Annotated in this window: 12 protein-coding genes; 6 read left to right on the forward strand and 6 right to left on the reverse strand. The window is 71.3% G+C overall.

The window, feature by feature from the left end; all coding sequences use genetic code 11:
- Positions 1-117: 117 nt before the first annotated feature.
- Together AC3E6M_RS16755 and AC3E6M_RS16760 are read left to right on the forward strand one after the other, a co-directional pair.
- On the forward strand, positions 118-1,128 hold the full coding sequence (locus AC3E6M_RS16755) for an ATP-binding cassette domain-containing protein (RefSeq protein WP_490530568.1): 1,011 nt from the start codon (positions 118-120) through the stop codon (positions 1,126-1,128).
- On the forward strand, positions 1,125-1,928 hold the full coding sequence (locus tag AC3E6M_RS16760; RefSeq protein WP_490530569.1) for an ABC transporter permease: 804 nt from the start codon (positions 1,125-1,127) through the stop codon (positions 1,926-1,928). The genes AC3E6M_RS16755 and AC3E6M_RS16760 overlap by 4 nt, the downstream gene beginning before the upstream one ends.
- Here AC3E6M_RS16760 and AC3E6M_RS16765 read toward each other — a convergent pair.
- The gene (locus AC3E6M_RS16765; protein ID WP_490530570.1) at positions 1,925-4,804 is read right to left on the reverse strand and encodes an ATP-binding protein; all 2,880 of its coding nucleotides are present in this window, start codon (positions 4,802-4,804) and stop codon (positions 1,925-1,927) included. The two genes, AC3E6M_RS16760 and AC3E6M_RS16765, sit on opposite strands and share 4 nt — an antisense overlap.
- Positions 4,805-5,035: 231 nt before the next feature.
- Positions 5,036-6,034, reverse strand: coding sequence for a LacI family DNA-binding transcriptional regulator (locus AC3E6M_RS16770; RefSeq protein WP_490530571.1), 999 nt, complete (start codon positions 6,032-6,034; stop codon positions 5,036-5,038).
- A 200-nt stretch (positions 6,035-6,234) separates the two neighbouring features.
- Here AC3E6M_RS16770 and AC3E6M_RS16775 point away from each other — a divergent pair, with 200 nt between their 5' ends.
- Genes AC3E6M_RS16775 through AC3E6M_RS16790 form a run of 4 tightly spaced genes read left to right on the forward strand, consistent with a single transcriptional unit; the run spans position 6,235 to position 11,875 of the window.
- Positions 6,235-7,494, forward strand: coding sequence for an MFS transporter (locus AC3E6M_RS16775; RefSeq protein WP_490530572.1), 1,260 nt, complete (start codon positions 6,235-6,237; stop codon positions 7,492-7,494).
- Positions 7,491-9,119 (forward strand): amidohydrolase, encoded by a 1,629-nt coding sequence (locus AC3E6M_RS16780; RefSeq protein WP_490530573.1) that lies wholly within the window; start codon positions 7,491-7,493, stop codon positions 9,117-9,119. Before AC3E6M_RS16775 ends, AC3E6M_RS16780 begins: the two co-directional genes overlap by 4 nt.
- Before the next feature lie 33 nt (positions 9,120-9,152).
- Positions 9,153-10,187 (forward strand): agmatine deiminase family protein, encoded by a 1,035-nt coding sequence (locus AC3E6M_RS16785; protein WP_490530574.1) that lies wholly within the window; start codon positions 9,153-9,155, stop codon positions 10,185-10,187.
- Positions 10,184-11,875, forward strand: coding sequence for an amidase (locus AC3E6M_RS16790; RefSeq protein ID WP_490530575.1), 1,692 nt, complete (start codon positions 10,184-10,186; stop codon positions 11,873-11,875). The genes AC3E6M_RS16785 and AC3E6M_RS16790 overlap by 4 nt, the downstream gene beginning before the upstream one ends.
- 261 nt (positions 11,876-12,136) lie before the next feature.
- On the opposite strand, the gene AC3E6M_RS16795 is transcribed toward AC3E6M_RS16790, so the two are convergent.
- From AC3E6M_RS16795 to AC3E6M_RS16810, 4 genes are all read right to left on the reverse strand, one after another.
- On the reverse strand, positions 12,137-12,442 hold the full coding sequence (locus AC3E6M_RS16795) for a helix-turn-helix domain-containing protein (RefSeq protein ID WP_490530576.1): 306 nt from the start codon (positions 12,440-12,442) through the stop codon (positions 12,137-12,139).
- 29 nt (positions 12,443-12,471) lie between these two features.
- Complete coding sequence (locus AC3E6M_RS16800) at positions 12,472-12,819, reverse strand: type II toxin-antitoxin system RelE/ParE family toxin (protein WP_490530577.1); 348 nt, start codon at positions 12,817-12,819, stop codon at positions 12,472-12,474.
- Positions 12,820-12,846: 27 nt separating this feature from the next.
- Complete coding sequence (locus AC3E6M_RS16805; protein WP_490530578.1) at positions 12,847-14,196, reverse strand: hypothetical protein; 1,350 nt, start codon at positions 14,194-14,196, stop codon at positions 12,847-12,849.
- A gap of 340 nt (positions 14,197-14,536) precedes the next feature.
- Positions 14,537-15,349: a hypothetical protein gene (locus AC3E6M_RS16810; protein WP_490530579.1), complete on the reverse strand. Its 813-nt coding sequence runs from the start codon at positions 15,347-15,349 to the stop codon at positions 14,537-14,539.
- Positions 15,350-15,379 lie beyond the last annotated feature (30 nt).

Raw genomic sequence — 15,379 nt, forward strand, 5'->3', positions numbered from 1 at the left:
CTCAGCACCGCGGCCGCCCACCTCAGCACCGCGGCCGCCCACCGTGTGACAGCGTCGTGACAGTACCCACCCCGCCGTGACAGCGGCGCGACAGCACCCTCGGCGCATCCTGTCGTCATGACCACCTCATCCACCCGCGTTCCCGCGGTGCGAGCCGAAGGGCTCGTCAAGACGTTCGGCTCGAACAGGGCCGTCGACGGCGTCGATCTCGTCGTCGAAGCCGGGACCGTCTACGGCGTTCTCGGCCCCAACGGTGCCGGTAAGACCACCACCATCAGCATGCTCACGACGCTGCTCCGTCCCGACGGCGGACGGGCCGAGATCTTCGGCCACGACGTCGTCAAGGAAGCGCACGTCGTCCGACAGCTCATCGGCCTGACGGGGCAGTTCGCGTCCGTCGATGAGAAGCTCTCGGCCACTGAGAACCTCATGATCTTCGGCCGGCTCCTCGGGCTCTCGCGCGCCGACGCCCGCCGCAAGGCGACGGACCTGCTGGAGGAGTTCGGCCTGACCGAGGCCGCCTCCCGGCCGCTCGCGAAGTTCTCCGGCGGCATGCGTCGTCGCCTCGACCTCGCGGCATCCCTCATCGCCCAGCCGCCGCTCATCTTCCTCGACGAGCCGACGACCGGCCTCGACCCCCGCACCCGCGGGCAGATGTGGGACACGATCCGACGTCTCGTCGCGACCGGCTCCACGGTCGTGCTCACGACGCAGTACCTCGACGAGGCCGACCAGCTCGCCGACCGCATCGCCGTGATCGACCGCGGACGCGTCGTCGCCGAGGGCACGGCGCTCGAGCTCAAGGCATCCGTCGGTCAGGCCTCGCTCGTGCTGCGCCTGAAGCCGGGCTCCGACCTCGATACCGCCCGTGCGACGATCGGCCGGGTCCTGGATGCCACGGCCATCGTGTCTCCGGAGGCGGCGCGCCTCACCGTGCCGATGTCCGACCCCGACCAGGTCACCGATCTGCTCGTCGCGTTCCGCGACGCGGGCGTGCACTTGAGCGAGTTCAGCGTGCAGCAGCCCACCCTCGACGAGGTGTTCCTCACCCTGACCGGCACCGGAGTGCCGGCTGATGACGACGCGGCGCGCGCAAGCGCCGCCGACCTGGAAGGAGTCCGCGCATGACCGCCATCACCGTTCCCCGTGACCTGCCCCGCACCGCGGGACTCGGATTGACGCTCCGCAACACTTTCACGATGGCGGGCCGCGGTCTGCTGAAGATCCGTCGGACTCCCGAGCAGCTCATCGACGTCACGGTGCAGCCGATCCTGTTCACGCTGATGTTCACGTACATCTTCGGCGGCGCGATCGCCGGCGACGTGCAGAGCTACTTGCCGATCATCATCCCCGGCATCCTGGTCCAGACCGTGATCACGACTTCCGTCGTCACGGGCGTGCAGTTGCGCGAAGACATGGACAAGGGCGTGTTCGACCGGTTCCGGTCGCTGCCGATCGCCCGCATCGCGCCGCTGTCGGGGGCGCTGCTCGCCGACACCGTCCGGTACGCGATCGCCACGACCCTGACCTTCGCGATGGGGTTCATCATGGGCTTCCGGCCCGAGGGCGGCCTCGGTGCCGTCATCGTGGCGGGACTGCTCGTCATCGTGTGCTCGTGGGCGATCAGCTGGATCTTCGCCTTCTTCGGGGTCATCGCCCGTTCCGCCTCGAGCGTGCAGGGAGTCTCGATGCTCATCCTGTTCCCGCTCACGTTCCTCTCGAACGCGTTCGTCCCCGCGAACACGATGCCCTCGTGGCTGCAATGGTTCGTCGACGTCAACCCGGTCTCGCACCTGGTCACGGCGGTGCGCGACCTCGTCAACGCGGGGACGCTCGGCGCGGACGCCGCCATCTCGCTCGTCGGGGCAGCCGTGATCGTGGCGGTCTTCGCCCCGCTCACCGTCCGCGCCTACATGCGGAAGGCTTAATCGAGCAGGCCCGCGAGCACGTCGGCATCCACCTCGCCCAGCGCGGCGGGCGGGATGCCGGGCGCGGATGCCGGAACTTCTCCGGCATCCGCGCTGAGGCGTTCCTCCACCCAGCGTCGGAAGGGCTCGCGCTCGTCGGCGGCACCGCGGACCGCCTCGGCTCGGGCGAGCGCCTCGCGAGCGACCTCGGGTCGGCCCGCGGCGACGTTCCACCCCGCGACGGCGACGAGCACGGAAGCGACGATCGGATGGTCGCGCGAGCGCACGGCGAGGGGCAGGGCTTCGCGCAGTGCGGCCCGGGCGTCGTCGCGACGGCCGAGCAGCAGCAGCGCCTCCGCGCGTTGCGCTCCCGCCCAGGCCGTGATCTGTTCGGGGAACCCGGGCTCCGGGCTGATTCGGTCGGCGTGGGCCAGCGCGGCCGCTCCGTCGCCCGCGGCGATCTCCACCTGTGTCGCGGCCATGCGCGCCTGGATCACGGCGCGGACGGAACCGTCGGCGGCGGCGACCGACTCGATGTCGGCGGTGCGGGCGCGTGCCTCGTCGAGTCGGCCCAGTCGGAGCAGGATGCCGACGGCCTGGGTCCGCTGCTGCAGCAGGTCGGACACCGACGACAGGCCCGCGACGACGTCGAGGGCCCGGTCAGTCACCTCGAGCGCCTCGTCGAGGCGGCCGGCGAGCATGAGCCACTCCGCCCGGAGCTGGCTCGCGATCCCGATGCCCCAGGGGTCGCCCACCTCGGTGAACATGCGGAGGGCCCGCTCGCTCTCGCTCCCGAGCGCGGTCGTGTCGCCGGCGTTCGCCGCGGCGCCGGCCCGCAGCACCCGCAGGGTCGCTCTCGACCACATCGGGGCGGCCTCGATCTCAGTGTCGGCGACATCGACGTGCCACGTGCGCCCGGCGCCGTCGGCCTCGAGGATCGTTTCGGCCAGACGCAGCAGGGGAGCAACGAGCACGCTCACCTCGGACGGATGCCGGAGGGCGGCGGCCTCCACCTCGAGGCGACGCGCGGCGAAGGCCGCGGGATCGGTCCGCGCCACGACCCCGGGCCCGGGGAACGAGGCCGAGAACAGCACCAGTGCCTCGATCACCACACCCGGCTCGTCGTCGAGCGGCCCGTGCGGGTCGGCGAACACCGCGAGAGCCGGGCGCAGCTCCTCGACGCGTTCGCGCACCGCCCAGGCCCACAGCAGCGCCCGCAGCAGGCGCCGACCCGCGCGTCGGTCCTGACCGACCGAACGCGTGCGCAGCGCCGACGACAGGTTCTCCTCGTTGGCGTCGAACCACTCCAGCCCGGCGCGCAGTCCCGGCCCGCGCATCGTGCTCTCGTGCTCCGCCGCGAGAGTCGTGAGCACGTCGGCCGCGCGCTCGCGGAACGCGGTCTCGGCTCCCTCGGCGCGCAGCCGGTCGAGCCCGTACTCGCGCACCGTCTCGAGCAGCCGGAAGCGGCCGTCCCTTCGGACGAGCAGCGATCGGTCGACGAGGGCATCGAACACGGTGGCATCCACGTCGAACGCCGTCGCGATGGCGGAGGCATCCGCGCTGCCGATCCCGTCGGGGAACACCGATGCGGCGCGGAGGGCCACCCGCTCGGCATCGGTGAGGGTGTCCCAGCTCCAGTCGATCAGCGCCCGCAGCGTTCGATGCCGGTCGGGGCTCAGGCGTGGACCGTGGGCGAGAAGCGCGAAGCGGTCGGTCAGGCCGGTGTCGATCTCTTCGAGGGTGAGGGTCCGAGCGCGCGCGGCGGCGAGCTCGATCGCGAGGGGGAGGCCGTCGAGGCGCCGGACGATGCTCTCGGCCGTGGACTGCTCGTCGGGGGACGGCGGGGTCCCCCGGGCAGACCGCACCCGCCGCGCGAAGAGCTCGTCTGCGTCGAGAGCGGGCAGGGGGCCGAGATCGACGAACGCCTCACCGACGACGCCGAGGGGTTCACGGCTCGTCGCGAGGATCCGCAACCCGGGCGTGCTGAGCAGGAGGGCATGGGCGACCTCGGCGGCTTCGAGGATCACGTGCTCGCAGTTGTCGAGCAGCACGACGACATCGCGGCCGGCGACGGCGTCGAGGACGCGCTCGCGGGGGGTCGCCGGCGGGGCGGCGGTGGTCTCGTTCAGGCGGATGCCGTGTCCGACGGCGCCCGCGAGGGCTGCCCACACCTCGCCCGGCGCGGCCGGGGCGAGCTCGACGATCAGGGCATCGGGGGCGCCCCGCACGGTCTCGAGGGCGAGCGTGGTCTTGCCTGCACCGCCGGGGCCGATCAGGGTCACCAGCCGGTCCGTCGCGAGGCGCTCGCGGATCGCGTCCAGCTCGCTCGTCCGCCCGACGAGTTCGGCGATGGGGGCCGGAACCGCAGGGGCCGGAACCACAGGGGCTGTGACGGCGGACGGGGCGACGGATGCGGCCGGGGTGACGGAGGCGGCGAGCCGCTCGGCGTGGCCGCGGTCCTCCCAGAGGTCGCGCACGAGCCAGTCGAAGCCCTCGTGCGGTGTCCAGGGGTCGCCGACCCACAACGACAGAGCGTCGCGCGCGAGCCGTGCCGCCTCCGCGGTATCGCCGGTGGCGCGGGCGGCGGCCACGGCATCCTGGAATCGGGTCACGTCGATGTCGTCGCGCGGGAGTTCGAGCCGGTACCCGCCCGGGGTCGACGACAGCGTCGCCGGCGGCAGGGCCCGGCGCAGGCGCGACGCGAGCGATTGCAGTGCGGCGCGGGGATCCTCGGGGGCGTCCGACGGCCAGACGTCGTCGGCCAACGCACGGTAGCCGACGGTGGTTCCGGCGTCCACGGCGAGGCGCAGCAGCAGCGCCTGCTGCCCGCGTCCGGGGACCGCCGCCTCCCCCGCGTCCGACGACACGGAGAGGCCGCCGAAGAACCTCACCTGCACGCTGTTCACTCTAGGTCGCGCCGCGCTCCCGCTCCGCGCCTCCCCTCCGCCGTCCGTGCCTCCGTGCCGTCCCCGGGCGGTCCCAAGACGCCGAGACTGCATCTGCCTGACAAACCCACTGCAGGCTGCAATGGACTTGTCAGGCGGATGCAGTCTCGGCGATCCTGCCCGACCGGACGCGGCGGCGACCCGGACGCGGCGGCGACCCGGACGCGGCCACCCGACCCGGCGTCAGCCGCGCGACGTGCTCGCCCGCACGACGAGCCGCGGCTCGGTCACCCGGACGCGGTCGGCGGGGCCGTCGGCATCCCACACCTCCGCCAGCAGTGCGACGCAGGCTGCACCGAAGTCGCGGGGCTCGAGGTCGAACGACGTCACGCTCGGGGTGAGCAGGGCGTGCATCGGCTCGTCGACGTAGGCGGCGAGCAGCAGGTCGTCGCCGACGCGGCGTCCGGCGCGGGCGGCGGAGTCGAGAGCGGGAGCCGCCGAACCGCTCGGCACGACGACGAGGGCGTCGACGTCTTCGGTGGCGAGCACGTCGTCGACGGCCGCGGCGACCTCGTCGGCGGTAGGGACGAACGCGATGCGCCGTGAGATCGGGATGCCGCCGTGCCCGGCGACCCACGCGGTGTACGCGCGGTCGATGTCGCGGCTCCAGGCCGTGCCGTCGGGCGGCAGCACTGCACCGATCTGCTGCGCACCGGCCGCGGCGAGGTGGTCGAGCAGGCGGGTCATCGCGCTCGCATGGTCGGAGACGACGCTCGCGCTCACCCGGTCGTCGCCGCCGAGCACGTGCTCGCCGCTGACGACGGGGCGTCCGGTGTCGAGGATCGCCCGGATGCCGGCATCCTCCGTCGTGGCATCGACGACGACGTACCCGTCGACGAAGGCCGTGGAGGCGGTTTCGTCGTCGGAGTCCCGGTGGGGGAGCAGGATGACCGAGAGTCCGAGGCGGTCGGCGGCATCCACCACGCCGAAGGCGAACTCGGTGTAGTACGGCAGTCGCGTCGACCCGGGTGGTAGGTAGAGGCCGACGGCGCCGTAGCGGGCCGTGCGCAGGCTGCGCGCCGGGACGTTGACGGTGTAGTTCAGCTCGCGCGCGACGGCGAGGACCCGGTCGCGTGTCTCGGGCGAGACCCCCGGTTTGTCGCGCAGGGCGAAGGATGCCGCCGCGATCGACACACCGGCGGCCGCGGCCACGTCGTGGAGCGTCGGCTTTCGGGGGGTCACGTGTGCCGACGCTACCCGACTGCCGAACGGGGTCTTGCGCGCGCGACAACTTAAACGTTTAATGTCCCTGAAACACCACGGGCGAGAGAACCGAAACACCCGGTCTCTAGCCTCGGCCTCATCCGGTCGCGATCGACGACGATCCGCCCGGGGCCCCACACCGCTGCGCCGGTCCGCCGGCACCTTCCGAAAGGTCCCTCGTGTCCTCCACCACCCGTGACGCGGCGACGGTCGCCGCCGCCGGCTCCGCCCGCGTTCCCCTGCGCCTTCCCACCGCGAGCTCGACGTTCATCGTCGGCATCGCCGGCTACCTCGGCGTCAACCTCTCGCCGTACATGATCATCGCCGTGCAGCAGGGCATGGATGCCGACGTCCTCACCGCGAGCTGGCTCGTCACCGGTGCCCTGCTGCTCACGGCCCTGACCGGTCTCGCGGTCGCGCCGCTGTGCGCCGGTCGCTCGCGCCGTACGGTCGCCCGCGTCGGACTGCTGCTCGCCGTCGTCGGCTTCGGCCTGGCCGCAGTGGTACCGGCCGTGCTGCTCCCCGGACTCCTCGTCGGCGGGGTCGGCGCGGGCGGGGCGGTCGCCGCCTCGGGTGCGGCGATCGCGGCGTTCCGCAACCCCGATCGGGTCGCCGGCTTCTACGGCCTGGCCAACCGCGGCATCATCACCGTCGTCCTCGCGGTCGTGCCGATGATCGGGCTCGCCCCGATCGACGTGTTCGGGTCGATGGCGGTGTTCAGCCTCGTCGCTCTCGTGCTCGTGATGTGGCTCCCCGGCGCTCCCGCCGCCCCGGTGCACGTCGCGGCTGCGGCCGGTGCGGCGGTGCCGCTCGAGGTTCCGCCCACCGGAAGCGTGCACACCGCGGCGAAGCCTTCGCGTAGCGTGACGATCGCGGGCTTCACGCTGCTCGTCGTCTTCGCCCTGTGGGCCGCGAGCGAGGACTCGCTGTGGGCGATGGCCGGGGTCATGGGTGCCGATCAGACCGGGCTCACGCCCGAGGGACTCGGCATCGCGCTCTCCGGTGCCACGGCGGGCGGCCTCATCGCCTCGACCGCGCTCATGATCGTGGGAGACCGCCTGGGTCGTGGCATCCCGCTCATCGTGCTGCTGGTGATCGGCGGCATCCTGAAGATCGTCCAGGGCCACATCTCGGACCCCACCCTGTTCGTCGTCGTCTTCATCGTGTGGAACACCACGTACGCCCTGGTCTTCGCCTTCTTCATCTCGACGTCGGCCGCCCTCGACGCCGACGGGCGTTGGTCGGGGCCGCTCCTGGCCACCTACCTCGTCGGCTCGGCGCTGACGCCCGTGATCGGTGCCAACCTCGTCGCGGCCCTCGGCTACCAGGGCTTCACCCTGACGCTCGCGATCGCGAGCTTCGTGCTGGCCGTTCCCGCAGGCATCATCGGTCTCCTTTCGCGGCGCGTCGAGCGTCAGGCGGCGGAGGTGGCCGCATGACCCGCACGATCTATTGCGGCGGCCGCATCTTCACGGCCGCCACCGCTCCCGACGCGCAGTGGACGCACGCGGTCGCGATCGAGGGGGAGCGCATCGTCGCGATCGGCGACGCCGCCGAGACCGGTGGGGGCGTCACGGTCGACCTCGACGGCGCGCTCGTGCTCCCCGGCTTCACCGACGCGCACACGCACCTGCTGATGCTGGGTGCGTCGCTCGGACAGGTCGCCCTCACGGAGGCGCGGACGCTCGACGGCATCCAGGAGCTGCTGCGCGAGGCGCGCGCCGCCGACCCCGACGCCCCCGTGCTGCGCGGTCGCGGCTGGCTCTTCGACTCGGTGCCGGGCGGAGCTCCGACGGCGGCGATGATCGACGCCGTCGTGGCCGACGTGCCGGTGTACCTGGATGCCAACGACTACCACTCTTGCTGGGTGAACACCGCCGCTCTGGCGGAGCTCGGCATCACGCGAGACACCCCCGATCCGCTCGGCGGGGCGATCGGCCGCGACGAGGACGGCGAGCCGAACGGCATGCTGTTCGAGACGGCGGCGGTGCAGTACGCCTGGGGTCAGCGCGATGCCTCGATGACGGATGCCGAGCGCGACGAGGCCGTCGAACGGGTGCTGGCCGCGTACGCCGCCGCCGGCGTCACGGGCGTGGTCGACATGGCGTTCGACGAGCACGCGCTCGCCGCGATCGAGCGGGCCATCGAGCGTCACGGTGGAGAGCTACCGCTGCGCGTGTCGGCGCACTGGCTGCTCGAGAACACGGGCGACCTCGAACGCAACCTGGCGCAGCTCGATCGTGTGGTCGAGCTCGCGGCCCGCCCCGCCTCGCCCTGGCTGCGAGTCGTGGGCGTGAAGCTCATCCTCGACGGCGTCATCGACGCGTGCACCGCGGCGATGGGCGCCCCGTACGCCGACGGCTCGAACGCCGATCCGATCTGGCCGCTCGCCGACCTCGCGCCGATCGTCGCGGCCGCCGACGCCGCGGGGCTCCAGATCGCGATGCACGCGATCGGCGACGCGGCGAGCGACGCCGCGCTGACCGCGATCGAGCGGGCGATCGAGGCGAACGGCGACATCCCCCGTCGCCACCGCCTCGAACACCTGGAGTACGCCGCGCCCGGCACGGCCGAGCGCATGGCGCGGCTCGGGGTCACGGCATCCCTGCAGCCCGTGCACGCCGATCCGGCGATCTTCGCGAACTGGGCCGCGATGCTCGGCGACGAGCGCGTGGAGCGTGCGTTCGCGTGGCCCGAGTACGAGGAGGCGGGTGCGCTCGTGGCGTTCTCGACCGACGCCCCGACCGCGCCGCACAGCGCGCTCGCGAACATGTACGTCGCGGCGACCCGCGCCTCGGCGCTCGATCCGTCGGTGCCGGCGATCCACCCGCACTACGCCCTGCCCCTCGAGAGCGCGATCGCCCACGCGACCCGGGATGCCGCGGCCTCGGTCGGAGATGCGGACTGGCGCGGCCGGCTGGCTCCGGGCTTTGCGGCCGATCTCGTGGTGATCGACACCGACCCGTTCGCCGCGGGCGCGGCATCCCTCCTCACGACCCGGGTGACCGAGACGATTGTCGCCGGCCGCCCCGTCTTCCCCCCGACGATCCATGATGTGGTGTGACGGGATGACCGCCCCGACCCCGGAGGAGAACCGATGACCTGGCGGATGCCGAGCGAGACCGCCCCGCACACCCGCACGTGGATGGCGTTCCCGAGCGAGGGACCGACCCTGGGAGAAACGGATGCCGAGCGCGAGGCGGGCTACGCCGCCTGGGTCTCGGTCGCCCACGCCGTCGCCGCCTTCGAGCCGGTGTCGATGCTCGTCGACCCGAGCGAGCTGACCCGCGCCCGGCGGATGCTCGGCGACGGGATCGAGATCGTCGAGGCACCCGTGGACGAGTTCTGGCTGCGGGATTCGGGTCCGACATTCGTCGTCGACCCCGAACGGCCGGGCGTCCTCGGCGCCGTGGACTGGATCTTCAACGGATGGGGCGACCACGACTGGGCGGTGTGGGCGAAGGCCGCCAAGCACGCCCGGATCATCGCCGAGGCCATGGGCGCCGAGCTTGTCTCGTCGCTGCTCGTCAACGAGGGCGGCGGCATCCATGTCGATGGTGAGGGCACCGTCCTGCTGACCGAGACCGTGCAGCTCGATCCGCGGCGCAACCGCTACGCCGACCGCGCGCGCGTCGAGGCCGAGATGCTCCGCACGATCGGCGCCACGCACGCCGTGTGGCTGCCGCGCGGCCTCACCCGAGACTACGGCGACTTCGGCACGAGCGGGCACGTCGACATCGTCGCGACGATACCGTCGCCGGGCACGGTTCTGCTGCACGACCAGCAGAATCCCGCCCACCCCGACCACGCGGTCTCGGCAGAGCTCCGGGCCTTCCTCGAGACGCAGACGGATGCCGCCGGCCGCCCGTTCGAGATCCGCGACCTGCCCGCACCCGCCACCGTGCGCGACGCCGAGGGCGACGTGGACTGGAGCTACGTCAACCACCTCGTCGTGAACGGCGGCGTGATCGCCTGTGGTTTCGGTGAAGAGGAAGCGGATGCCACGGCCCGCGGCATCCTCGAGGAGGTCTACCCGGGCCGCCGGGTCGTGACCGTCGACGCCCGCGAGCTGTTCGCGCGCGGCGGCGGCATCCACTGCATCACCCAGCAGCAGCCGGAGGCGTCGGCATGATCGACGTGGTCGAGGCGTCCATCGCCGATCTCGCCGCCGCCCTCGCCGAGCGCCGCACCACCGCCGTCGAGCTGGTCGAGGCGCACCTTGCGCGCATCGATGCGTACGACGGCCCCGACACCGAGACGAAGCTCAACGCCGTCGTGGTCCGCAACCCCGACGCGCTCGCCGAGGCGGCCGCGTCCGACGCGCGCCGCGCCGCGGGTGAGGTGCGGGGGCTGCTCGATGGCATCCCGTACACCGCCAAGGACAGCTACATGGTGCGCGGTCTCACGGTCGCCGCCGGAAGTCCGGCGTTCGCCGACCTCGTCGCGGCGGACGACGCCTTCACGATCGCGCGGCTGCGCGAGGCCGGGGCCATCTGCCTCGGGCTGACGAACATGCCCCCGATGGCGAACGGCGGCATGCAGCGCGGGCTGTACGGCCGCGCCGAGAGCCCGTACAACGCCGACTTCCTGACGTCGGCGTTCGCGTCGGGCTCGTCGAACGGCTCGGGCACCGCGACCGCCGCGTCGTTCGGCGTCTTCGGTCTGGGCGAGGAGACATGGTCGAGCGGCCGTGCGCCCGCGGCCTGCAACGGCCTGTGCGCGTACACGCCGTCGCGCGGCATGATCTCGGTGCGCGGCAACTGGCCGCTCGTCCCGACCATGGACGTCGTTGTGCCGCACACCCGCTCGATGGCCGACCTGCTCGCGGTGCTCGACGTGATCGTCGCCGACGACCCCGAGACGCGCGGTGATTTCTGGCGCGCGCAGCCGTGGGTTCCGCTGCCGTCCGTGGACGAGGTGTGGCCGCCGTCGTTCGCCGCGCTCGCCGGCCGTCCGTCGCTGAGGGGCAAGCGCATCGGCATCCCGCGCATGTTCGTCGGCGACGATCCGCTCGCGGGCACCGGCCCCCGCGGGGTCGGAGGGCCGACCGGCGAACGAATCGAGCCGCGGTCGTCGCTGCTCGACCTGTGGGCGGCGGCGCGCGCGGACCTCGAGGCCGCCGGCGCGATCGTGGTCGATTGCGACTTCCCGCTCGTCAGCAACTACGAGGGTGACCGGCCGGGTGCATCGACGATCCGGACGCGGGGTCTGGTGTCGGACGAGTACCTGCACCGCGAGATCGTCGACCTGTCGGCGTGGGCGTGGGACGACTTCCTCCGCGCCAACGGTCACCCCGGCCTGGCGTCGGTGGACGGCGCGGCGATCTTCCCGCACCCCGAGGGCGCGCTGCCCGACCGGTACACCGGTTTCGACGACGACATCCCCGAGTATCCGGCGCACGTACGCGAGCACCCTGTGGCGTCGTTCACCGAGATCCCAGAGCTGGCCGAGGGGGTGCGCGGTCTGGAGGAGACCCGGCGCCGCGATCTGGAGGAGTGGATGGATGCCAACGGCTTCGCCGCCGTGGTCTTCCCGACGCTCAGTGACGTGGCGCCGGCCGACGCCGACGTGAATCCCGCCTCGGCGGACATCGCGTGGCGCAACGGCGTGTGGGTCGCGACGGGGAACCTCGCGATCCGGCACTGCGGTGTGCCGACGGTGACCGTGCCGCTCGGGGTGATGGCCGACATCGGGATGCCGAGTGGCCTGACGTTCGCGGGCCGCGCGTACGACGATGCGGCGTTGCTGTCGATGGCCGCGGCCTTCGAGGCGCTGCGCCCGCGGCGGACGGTGCCGCCGCGGACGCCGGCGCTGGGGTAGCGGGCTGCGGGGCCGACGCGGGCGTTGGGTGCCGCGTTCGGCGGCGTTGTCGGGGGTTGGGGCGCGATTCGCGCGTTGGGGCGCAAATCGCGCGCCCCAATGCGCGGAATGCGCCCCAAAACTGCGCCCACCCTCCAACGGAAACGCGATTCAGTTGGAGCGTGGGCCGGTTGGTGCAACTGCACTTGCAGCGTCACGGCGACGCTCCGGGTACGCGGCCGAGGCGGTTGATGTTGCGTCGTCGGCCGGCTGGCAACGTCGTCAGGCGACCTGAAGGCGCTGATCTCCTGCGACGTACTCAATGACCAACTCGCCGCCCACGGCGTCGATGTACTTGCGGATCGTCCCGATCTTCGCATTGTCGAGGTCGCCACGCTCGATCTTCGATACCTGCCGCTGTCCCACACCGATGCGCTCAGCGAGTTGCTCTTGAGTCAGGCCGATAGCCTCTCGCAGCTCACGGAGGTGGTAGGCGCGGATTTCACCCAGCATCCGCTCCTTGTGGGCGTCGATCCGTTCGCGGTCAACGGGGCGCTTCGCAAGAAGCTCCTCAAGATTCACGGCCATGCAGATCATTTTCCCCTCTTCTTCTCGGCTTATGCGTTCTTCATCTGTGACAGATGGCCATCGAAAAGCTCATCCGCGAGCGGGATGTGCGCCCGATACCAGTTGGACCAACTCCCTGCCTTATCGCCCGCGAGGGGCAGTATCGCTCTTCGCGCCGGATCGAAGGCGAAGAGCACTCGCAACTCGCTCCGCCCCGACGAGCCGGGGCGAAGCTCCTTCATGTTCTTGTGTCTGGGTGCTTTGACCGTGTCCGCGATCGGGCGCCCGAGGTGCGGACCGTGCTCCTGGAGGAGTTCGATTGCGGCGATGACCTGGGGTAGGAGTCCTCGTCGAGAGACAGCAACCACTCCTCGATCAAGCCGAGGTCGACGTCCCACACACAACCACCTTAGACCTTGCAGGGTCTACGGTGCAGGCGGCCGGGATTGCCGTCGGCAGTCGCCGTCGACGTAGGTGACCGCCGAGGCGTTGTCCTTGTCGAGTTCGGCGAAGGCTGAGGTGACTCCGGCCGCGACGGTGCTCGTCCCCTTGCGCAGGATGCCGTCCGTGCCGAGGGTCAGGAGCGTGCCGACCGCGGTGCTGTCGGTCGGGACGGTGGCATCCACGTCTCCGGCGGGGAAGGCGACGCCGGTGTCAGTCCACATGCGGCGGTGCATGCCGGTGCCGTCGACGTAGGTGACGGTGAGGTAGTTGCTCATGTCGAGTTCGGCGAAGGCCGAGGCCACGCCCGTGGTGACCGTGTTGCCGCCCTTGCGGAGCGTGCCGTCGGCGCCGAGCGTGAGGAGCGTCCCGACGGCGACGCTGTCGCCGGGAACCGTCTCGTCGACACGGCCGGCCGTGTACGCCGTGCCCGCGGCGGTCCACATGCGCCGGTGCATCCCGGTCGCGGTGACGTAGGTGACGTTGAGGTAGTTGTTCCTGTCGAGCTCGGCGAACGCGGAGGTCACGCCGCTGTCGATGGTGGCATCCAGCCGTCGCAGAACGCCGTCCGGACCGAGCGTGACGAACGTGCCCACCGCGACACTGTTCGCGGGGACCGTGGCGTCGACCTTCGCGCTGGGATAGGCGACGCCGGTGTCGGTCCACATGCGGCGGTGCATGCCGGTCGCATCGACGTAGGTGACGGTGAGGTAGTTGCTTCTCTCCACCTCGGCGAACGCCGATGTGACGCCGGTCGCGATGGTCGAGCTTCCCCGCCGAAGGATGCCGCTGGGGTCGAGCGTCACGAGCGTTCCGACCGCGCGGCTGCCGGTGGGCGCCGCGATGTCGACGCTGCCCGCGGCGGAGCCGGCGCCCGTGTTCGTCCACATTCGACGGCGAAGGTTCTGGGTGTTCGTGCTCGCGGGCGCCGTGAGGGTGGCCACGGCCGTGGCGTCCGTCGTCGTGGCGGTGAGGGTGCCGGTGGTTCCGCCGACCTGCGCGCGGATCGCCGGCAGCGGGACACGGCCGGTCTCGTCCGGCACGCCGACGAACGTACTCGCGCCGTTCGCGAAGCGGTATCCGGTGGAGGTGCTGACCGTCACGACCGCGCTCGCCGCCGCCCCGTCGACCGTGACGGACGCGCCGGTGATGTCGGTGCAGACCGTGCCGCTGTAGATGGCGCGGTCGAAGGCGAGCGTCGTCGCGGACGCGGATGCCGTGGGTGCGACAGTGGCAGCGGCGACGGCGGGGAGCGTCCACGCGGCGCCGGCCAGGACGGTTCGGCGGCTCGGGCCGGGCGAGGGCAGGGCGGACGGCTCGGGGGACGTGGTCATGCGGAGGCCCTTCGAGGCTGGGGGGGATGGAGCGTCGATTCTCGCGCCCGTCTCGGTCGACCTCGTGGCTCTACCTGCCCGTCCGGTCAGGGTGATCGCTGCGTATCTCCGGTCGTACCGCGCTCATGAGCCCGTCGAGGGTGCGGACGGATTGCCCTCTTGCATCCCGATCGTGAATGCCAGGTTCGGACGTCGTTTCGTTCACAATCCCCGGAACGAGGCGGCGTCAGCCGACGCGAGTATGTCCCCGCGTCGGCCGACGCCAAATCACTTCACCGCATGGCGAACGCGACGGCCGAACCATCATCCTCATCCATTACGGGCTAGTACTGCCGCGACGTTAGCAAGGGATGCTGTCGATGTACTGCACCCAGCCCAGGGTGCCCGAGGTTCCGCCGGAAACGTTCGACGCGCCCGTGTCTACGATCTCCCCGTTCAACCACAGGTTGGTTCCATCGACGAACCACCCCCACCCACGCGTCGCTGCTGCAGTCGATGGCGTCGTAGGGAGAGCGGTTGCTGCGTCGTGGTCGACCCGGCTGTACCAGGACCCACCTTGCAGATAGACGACCCAGTTGCTGTTCGTCGGCGAGTTTCCGACTACCTTGCTGACGCCTGTCTCAACCAAGTCCTCGTCATGCCAGAGGTCCGTGCCATCCACGAACCACCCCCATGAACGCGTTGCCGTCGCGGACGCGGGGATCGCCGCAAAGGTCTTGACGTAACCGGTGTTGTCTCTGCCGTACCAGGTGCTGCCCTTGCGATACTGGACCCAGTTTTGGCCGTTGGTTCCGCCTTGAACAGCGCTCACGCCGGTGTCGACGATGTCCGTCTGATACCAGAGGTCGGTGCCGTCGACGAACCAGCCCCAAGAATTCGTCGGTGTCGCGGAGAGAGGTATCGCAGAGAAGGTCTGGGAGTAACTCTGGCTGTCTAGGCCGATCCATGTCGTGCCCTTCAGGTACTGAACCCACCCGACACCCCCGTTCCCGTTTCCCGCCACCTTGGTAACACCTGTATCAACCTTCGTGTTGTCCTTCCACAAGTCGGTGCCGTCGAGGAAGAAACCCCACGCGTCGGTCGGCTTGGCAGTGGGCGGAATTGAGGTCCACGTCGTCAGGAATCCATTGCTGTCGCGTCCTGTCGCATACACGGGGGTGCCTGTGCCAGAAAGTCCCGCGGA

This window comes from Microbacterium sp. SCPM-O-B-15248 (M128) (assembly GCF_058214835.1).

Excerpts from the sequence above, each read along its gene's own strand:
- AC3E6M_RS16755 (WP_490530568.1), top strand. The coding sequence starts at position 118 with ATGACCACCTCATCCACCCGCGTTCCCGCGGTGCGAGCCGAAGGGCTC.
- AC3E6M_RS16760 (WP_490530569.1), top strand. The coding sequence starts at position 1,125 with ATGACCGCCATCACCGTTCCCCGTGACCTGCCCCGCACCGCGGGACTC.
- AC3E6M_RS16780 (WP_490530573.1), top strand. The coding sequence starts at position 7,491 with ATGACCCGCACGATCTATTGCGGCGGCCGCATCTTCACGGCCGCCACC.
- AC3E6M_RS16785 (WP_490530574.1), top strand. The coding sequence starts at position 9,153 with ATGACCTGGCGGATGCCGAGCGAGACCGCCCCGCACACCCGCACGTGG.
- AC3E6M_RS16790 (WP_490530575.1), top strand. The coding sequence starts at position 10,184 with ATGATCGACGTGGTCGAGGCGTCCATCGCCGATCTCGCCGCCGCCCTC.
- AC3E6M_RS16795 (WP_490530576.1), bottom strand. The coding sequence starts at position 12,442 with ATGGCCGTGAATCTTGAGGAGCTTCTTGCGAAGCGCCCCGTTGACCGC.
- AC3E6M_RS16805 (WP_490530578.1), bottom strand. The coding sequence starts at position 14,196 with ATGACCACGTCCCCCGAGCCGTCCGCCCTGCCCTCGCCCGGCCCGAGC.